Here is a 7030-nt window from a genome sequence, read left to right on the forward strand (position 1 = left end):
CGGTGCGGTGATCGCCGCCGGGCGCACGGCCCGGCCGGCCGCCGTGAACCGTACCCGGCGATCATGTGTCGCAATTATCCGTAAGGGCGGACTCCGGCCCGCCAGGTTGACACATCTGTCCGACTTGTCATAAATCGCGATGATGCCGGGTGGCGGGCTGTACGCCTGTGGCCCGGACGGAGACTCTCCGTCCGGGCCACAGGCCGGTTCACACAGACACCCGTCAGCCGAGCCGGGTACGGACCTCGGCGACCAGGTCGTCGAGCGGCACCGCGCCCTGCTCGCCCGACTCCATGTCCTTGAGCTGGACGACACCCTCGGCGAGGTCCCGCTCGCCCGCGACCACGGTGAAGCGGGCCCCACTGCGGTTGGCGCTCTTCATCGCGCCCTTGAGGCCGCGGCCGCCGAACGCGAAGTCCGTGGCGACCCCGGCCCTGCGCAGTTCGGTGACCAGCCCGAAGAGCACCCGGCGGGCCTCCTCGCCGAGCGGCACGGCGAACACGCTTGTGGTGGTGGGCAGTTCCAGCTCGACGCCCTCCGCCTCGAGCGCCAGCACCGTACGGTCCACGCCGAGCGCCCAGCCCACCGACGGCAGCGCGGGGCCGCCGATCATCTCGGAGAGCCCGTCGTAACGGCCGCCACCGCCCACCGCGGACTGCGAGCCGAGTCCGTCGTGGACGAACTCGAAGGTGGTGCGCGTGTAGTAGTCGAGGCCGCGGACCAGCTTCACATCGTCCTCGTACGCGACGCCCGCTGCGGTCAGCAGGGCGCGGACCTCCTCGTGGTACGCCTTGCACGCCTCGCACAGGTAGTCCCGCAGCAGCGGCGCACCGGCCAGCTGCTTCTGCACGTCGGGCCGCTTGTCGTCCAGCACCCGCAGCGGGTTGATCTCGGCCCGGCGGCGGGTGTCCTCGTCCAGGTCGAGCCCGCGCAGGAAGCCCTGGAGCGCGTCGCGGTACAGCGGCCGGCACTCCCGGTCCCCGAGCGAGTTGAGCAGGATCCGGAACTGCCGCAGGCCGAGCGAGCGGTACGCCTGGTCGGCCAGGATGATCATCTCGGCGTCGAGCGCGGGGTCCTCGGTGCCGACGGCTTCGGCGCCGACCTGCGAGAAGTGGCGGTAGCGGCCCTTCTGCGGGCGCTCGTAGCGGTAGTACGAGCCCGAGTACCAGAGCTTGACCGGCAGGTTCCCGGCCTTGTGCAGGTTGGCCTCAAGCGCGGCGCGCAGCACGGATGCGGTGCCCTCGGGGCGCAGGGCCAGCCGGTCGCCGCCGCGCGTCTCGAAGACGTACATCTCCTTGGAGACGATGTCGGTGGACTCGCCGACGCCGCGCGAGAACAGCTCGACGTTCTCGAAGCCGGGCGTCTCGATGTACTCGTAGCCGGAGTTCCGCAGCGGGGCCGCGAGCGCCTCGCGTACCGCGAGGAACTTCGCGGAGGACGGCGGCAGAAGGTCGTACGTGCCCTTGGGGGCCTGGAAAGTACTCACGGAAAAGTCGTCACATTCCTCGTCGGGGAGCGGCCAGGCCCCGCAGATACGGGTTGGTGGCGCGCTCGCGGCCGATGGTCGTCTGCTCGTTGTGACCGGGCAGGACCACGGTCGAGTCGTCGAGCGGCAGGCACACACGGGCCAGCGACTCGAGGATCTCGGCGTGGTCGCCACCGGGCATGTCGGTGCGGCCGATGGAGCCGGCGAAGAGCAGGTCGCCCGAGAAGAGGATCTGCGGAATGTCCGCGGCCTCGGGCATCCTGAACGTCACCGACCCCTTGGTATGGCCGGGCGCATGCGAGACGGCGAACTCCAGACCCGCGAGGTTCAGCTCGCTCCCGTCGGCCAGCTCCTTGACGTCGTCCGGTTCGCCGACGGTCAGTTCGCCCATCAGCGGCATCCCGATGGAGCGGCCGATGCCCTTCTCCGGGTCGCTCATCATGAAGCGGTCGGCGGGATGGATCCAGGCCGGCACGTCATGCGCTCCGCACACCGGGACGACCGATGCCACATGGTCGATGTGGCCATGGGTGAGAACGACCGCCACAGGCTTGAGCCGATGCTTCCTGAGCGCGTCCTCGACTCCGCCGGCAGCCTGGTGGCCGGGGTCGATGATCACGCACTCCTCACCGGCGGCGGGGGCGACCAGATAGCAGTTGGTCCCCCAGGCCCCGGCGGGGAACCCGGCAATGAGCACGATCGTCCTTAAATGTCGGTCCAGCGGGAGAATGCAGCAGATCAGAGCCTACCGGCGCCGCTCATCGCACAGCGAACCCATATACGGTACGGCCTAGCCCGGACAGGTATACGACACGCACGGATCACGCATGCACACGGACGCATGCATGACGCATGCAGACGGACGAGGGAGAACACCCGGTGGTCAACAGCGATCAGCGGCGGCGGCAGCTCGCCAGGGAAAAGTTCGAGCGGCAGCAGCAGCGCCGCATCACCGCCCGGCGCAACGCACGCCGCCGTAACGCGGTGATCGCGTCCGCGGTCGCCGTGGTGGTCGTGGCGGGCGGTATCGCCTGGGGAGCGGGAGCGTTCAAGGGCGACGACGGCAAGGCGGCTCCCGCCAAAGCCGCGGACCCGTCGCCCTCGGCGAGCAGCAGCGGTCCCCCCGAGCCGGCGATGAAGATCGACAAGAAGGCGAAGTACACCTTCGCGCTGAAGACCAGCCAGGGTCCGGTCTCGCTGGTCATGGACGCCGCGAAGACCCCGCACACGGTGAACTCCTTCAAGTCGCTCGCGGACAAGGGCTTCTTCGACAAGACCAAGTGCCACCGCCTCACCACCAGCGGGATCTACGTGCTCCAGTGCGGCGACCCCAAGGGCGACGGCTCGGGCGGGCCCGGCTACACCATCCCGGACGAGAACCTGACGGCGCTCGGCAAGGCGGGCAGCGACGGTACGGTGACCTACCCGGCCGGCACGGTGGCGATGGCCAACACCGGTCAGCCGCACACCGGCGGCAGCCAGTTCTTCCTCGTCTACAAGGACAGCAAACTGCCCCCGACCTACACGCCGTTCGGGACGATGGACGCGGCGGGGCTGAAGACGGTGAAGGCGGTCGCCAAGGCCGGAGTGACCGGCGGCAGCCAGGACGGTGCGCCCAAGAAGGCCGTCACCATCTCCAAGGCCACCGTCACCAAGGACTGATCCCGCTCCCCTCGTGGGGATATGGGGATATTCGGATGGGCCGGATGCGGACAGCCGCCCCGCCGTTCGCCTATGTTGGCGGTGTGCGGGGCGCAGCCAGCCCGGCCGAAGAAACTGTGGACGATGTCCGGGGGCCCACAAGTCTCCGCAGGCATCATGTGGATGGAGGCGCTGTGAGCAGCGACCCGTGGGGCCGTGTCGACGAGACCGGCACCGTATACGTGCGTACGGCCGACGGCGAGAAGGTCGTCGGTTCTTGGCAGGCAGGCTCTCCCGAGGAGGCCCTGGCCTACTTCGAGCGCAAGTACGAGGGCCTGGTCGTCGAGATCGGCCTCCTCGAACGCCGGGTGAAGACCACCGATCTGTCGGCCAAGGACGCCCAGACCGCCATCGACCACCTGCGCGGGCAGGTCGACGAGCACCATGCCGTCGGCGACCTGGACGCTCTGCGGGTGCGGCTGGACGGGCTGGTCTCGACGGTCGAGGCGCGCCGCGAGGAGCGCAAGGCCCAGAAGGCCAGGCAGACCGACGAGGCGAAGCACGCCAAGGAAGCCCTGGTCGTGGAGGCCGAGGAGCTGGCGCAGAGCGACCAGTGGCGGTCGGCGGGTGAGCGGCTGCGGGCGCTGGTGGACACCTGGAAGGGCCTCCCCAGGCTCGACCGGAAGTCCGACGACGAGCTGTGGCACCGCTTCTCGCACGCCAGGTCGGCGTTCTCCAAGCGGCGCAAGGCGCACTTCGCGTCGCTGGACGCCCAGCGCGAGGAGGCCCGCAAGGCCAAGGAGAAGCTGGTCGCCGAGGCGGAGTCGCTCTCGGGGTCGACCGACTGGGGTGCGACAGCGGCCCGTTACCGCGATCTGATGACCGAGTGGAAGGCCGCGGGCCGCGCCCAGCGCGAGTCCGAGGACGACCTGTGGAACCGTTTCCGCGGCGCCCAGGACGTCTTCTTCGCCGCCCGCAGCGAGGTCTTCGCCGAGCGGGACGCCGAACAGTCCGAGAACCTCAAGCTGAAGGAGGAGCTCGCGGCCGAGGCCGAGAAGCTGCTCCCGGTACGGGATCTCAAGTCGGCCAGGGCGGCGTTCCGGGGGCTGAACGAGCGCTGGGAGGCGATCGGCCACGTACCGCGTGACGCCCGGCCGAAGGTCGAGGGCCGGATGCACACGGTGGAGCGGGCGCTCCAGGAGGCCGAGGAGACCGAGTGGCGGCGGACCAACCCGGAGGCGCGTGCGCGTGCCGCGGGTCTGACCGGTCAGCTGCAGGACGCGGTCGACAAGCTGCGCAAGCAGATCGACACGGCGCGTGCGGCGGGCAACAACGCCAGGGCCGACAAGCTCGCCCGTGAGCTGGAGGGCCGGCAGGCGCTGCTCGACCAGGCGATGAAGGGCCTGGAGGAGTTCGGCGGCTGAGCCGTCCGTACGGTCAGCACGGGGAAGGGCCCTCCGCTCGTGGCGGAGGGCCCTTCCCCTTGTCCTGGTGTCCTGGTGTCAGGAGCCCGGTGTCAGGGCCGGCGGGCCGATGTCACCCGGTAGACGTCGTAGACGCCCTCCACCCCCCGTACCGCCTTCAGGACGTGACCGAGGTGCTTCGGGTCACCCATCTCGAAGGTGAAGCGTGAGGTGGCCACCCGGTCGCGGGAGGTCTGGACCGCAGCCGACAGGATGTTGACGTGCTGGTCGGAGAGGACGCGGGTGACGTCCGACAGCAGCCGGGAGCGGTCCAGGGCCTCGACCTGGATGGCGACCAGGAAGACCGAGGACTGGGTGGGGGCCCACTCGACTTCGAGGATCCGCTCGGGCTGCTGGGACAGCGAGTCGACGTTGACGCAGTCCGCGCGGTGCACGGAGACCCCGCTCCCCCGGGTGACGAACCCGATGATGGGGTCGCCGGGGACGGGAGTGCAGCAGCGGGCGAGCTTCACCCAGACGTCGTCGACGCCCTTGACGACCACACCCGGGTCCGCGTTGGCACGGCGCTTGCTGCGGCCGTGGGACGGCGGGGTGGACTCGGCGATGTCCTCGTTGGCCGCTTCCTCGCCGCCGAGCGCCTGCACCAGCTTCTGTACGACGCCCTGCGCCGCGACATGGCCCTCGCCGATCGCCGCGTACAGCGAGGAGATGTCCGGGTAACGCATCTCGTGCGCCAGTGTGACGAGCGAGTCGCCGGTGAGGATGCGCTGGATCGGCAGGTTCTGCTTGCGCATGGCCCGCGCGATGGAGTCCTTGCCCTGCTCGATCGCCTCGTCACGGCGTTCCTTGGAGAACCAGGCACGGATCTTGTTGCGCGCCCGGGGCGACTTGACGAAGCCGAGCCAGTCCCTCGACGGCCCGGCGCCGGCGGCCTTGGAGGTGAAGACCTCCACCAGGTCACCGTTGTCGAGGGTCGATTCGAGCGGGACGAGCCGCCCGTTGACCCGGGCCCCTATCGTCCGGTGGCCGACCTCCGTGTGGACGGCGTACGCGAAGTCGACGGGGGTGGCCCCGGCGGGCAGCGCGATGACGTCGCCCTTCGGCGTGAACACGAAGACCTCGTTGCGCGACAGGTCGAAGCGCAGCGACTCCAGGAACTCGCTGGGGTCCTCGGTCTCCTTCTGCCAGTCCAGCAGCTGCCGCAGCCAGGCCATGTCGTTGACGGTGTCCTGGCGGGAGCCCTTGCCGGGGCTCTTCGGTGCGTCGGTGCGCACCTTGGAGGCGCCCGCGACGGCCTCCTGCTTGTACTTCCAGTGCGCGGCGATGCCGTACTCGGCGCGGCGGTGCATGTCGAACGTACGGATCTGCAGCTCGACGGGCTTGCCGCTGGGGCCGATCACCGTGGTGTGCAGCGACTGGTACATGTTGAACTTGGGCATCGCGATGTAGTCCTTGAACCGCCCCGGGACCGGATTCCACCGGGCATGGACGGTGCCGAGCGCCGCGTAGCAGTCGCGGACGGTGTCGACGAGGATGCGGATGCCCACCAGGTCGTAGATCTCCGCGAAGTCACGGCCGCGGACGATCATCTTCTGGTAGACGCTGTAGTAGTGCTTGGGGCGCCCGGTGACCGTGGCCTTGATACGGGCGGCGCGCAGATCGGACTGGACCTCGTCGGTCACTATGGCGAGGTACTCGTCGCGCTTGGGGGCACGCTCGGCGACCAGCCGCACGATCTCGTCGTACATCTTGGGGTAGAGGATCGCGAAGGCGAGGTCCTCCAGCTCCCACTTGATGGTGTTCATGCCCAGGCGGTGGGCGAGCGGCGCGTAGATCTCCAGGGTCTCGCGGGCCTTCTTCTCCTGCTTCTCCCGCTTGAGATACCGCATGGTGCGCATGTTGTGCAGCCGGTCGGCGAGCTTGATGACCAGGACGCGCGGGTCCTTGGCCATGGCGACGACCATCTTGCGTACGGTCTCGGCCTGCGCGGCCTCGCCGAACTTCACCTTGTCGAGCTTGGTGACGCCGTCGACGAGCAGGGCGACCTGGTCGCCGAAGTCGCGGCGCAGGGTGTCCAGGCCGTACTCGGTGTCCTCGACGGTGTCGTGCAGCAGCCCCGCCATCAGAGTGGCCGGGTCCATGCCCAGCTCGGCGAGGATCGTCGTCACCGCGAGCGGGTGCGTGATGTACGGGTCGCCGCTCTTGCGCTTCTGCCCGCGGTGCCAGCGCTCGGCCACCTGGTAGGCGCGCTCGATCTGCCGCAGGGTCGCGGACTCGATCTTGGGGTCGTTGCCGCGGACGGCCCGCAGCAGCGGTTCGAGCACCGGGTTGTACGGCGAGGAGCGCTGCACACCCAGCCGGGCGAGCCTGGCCCTGACCCGGTTGGACGAGCCGCCGGAGCGCGCCACCGGGCTCTGCGGGGCCGGGCGCGCGGTCGCGCCCTGGGTGGCGGGTTCGGGCGGCTGTACGGCGGGCTTGG

Annotated in this window: 5 protein-coding genes; 2 read left to right on the plus strand and 3 right to left on the minus strand. The window is 69.7% G+C overall.

Translation table 11 applies throughout. The features are described 5' to 3' along the window. Nucleotides 1-223: 223 nt before the first annotated feature. The gene (hisS, locus tag G3I19_RS32770; protein WP_164267353.1) at nt 224-1486 is read right to left on the minus strand and encodes a histidine--tRNA ligase; all 1263 of its coding nucleotides are present in this window, start codon (nt 1484-1486) and stop codon (nt 224-226) included. Between the two features lie 10 nt (nt 1487-1496). Continuing rightward, nucleotides 1497-2183, minus strand: coding sequence for an MBL fold metallo-hydrolase (locus G3I19_RS32775; RefSeq protein ID WP_164267354.1), 687 nt, complete (start codon nt 2181-2183; stop codon nt 1497-1499). A gap of 182 nt (nt 2184-2365) precedes the next feature. Between G3I19_RS32775 and G3I19_RS32780 the strand changes: the two genes are divergently transcribed. Continuing rightward, complete coding sequence (locus tag G3I19_RS32780) at nt 2366-3148, plus strand: peptidylprolyl isomerase (protein WP_164267356.1); 783 nt, start codon at nt 2366-2368, stop codon at nt 3146-3148. A gap of 173 nt (nt 3149-3321) precedes the next feature. Continuing rightward, on the plus strand, nt 3322-4551 hold the full coding sequence (locus tag G3I19_RS32785; protein WP_164267355.1) for a DUF349 domain-containing protein: 1230 nt from the start codon (nt 3322-3324) through the stop codon (nt 4549-4551). A 92-nt stretch (nt 4552-4643) separates the two neighbouring features. On the opposite strand, the gene relA is transcribed toward G3I19_RS32785, so the two are convergent. Next, complete coding sequence (gene relA, locus G3I19_RS32790) at nt 4644-6959, minus strand: GTP pyrophosphokinase (RefSeq protein WP_164267357.1); 2316 nt, start codon at nt 6957-6959, stop codon at nt 4644-4646. Nucleotides 6960-7030 lie beyond the last annotated feature (71 nt).

It is taken from the genome of Streptomyces sp. SID10853, from assembly GCF_010548145.1.
Taxonomy (GTDB): Bacteria; Actinomycetota; Actinomycetes; order Streptomycetales; family Streptomycetaceae; genus Streptomyces.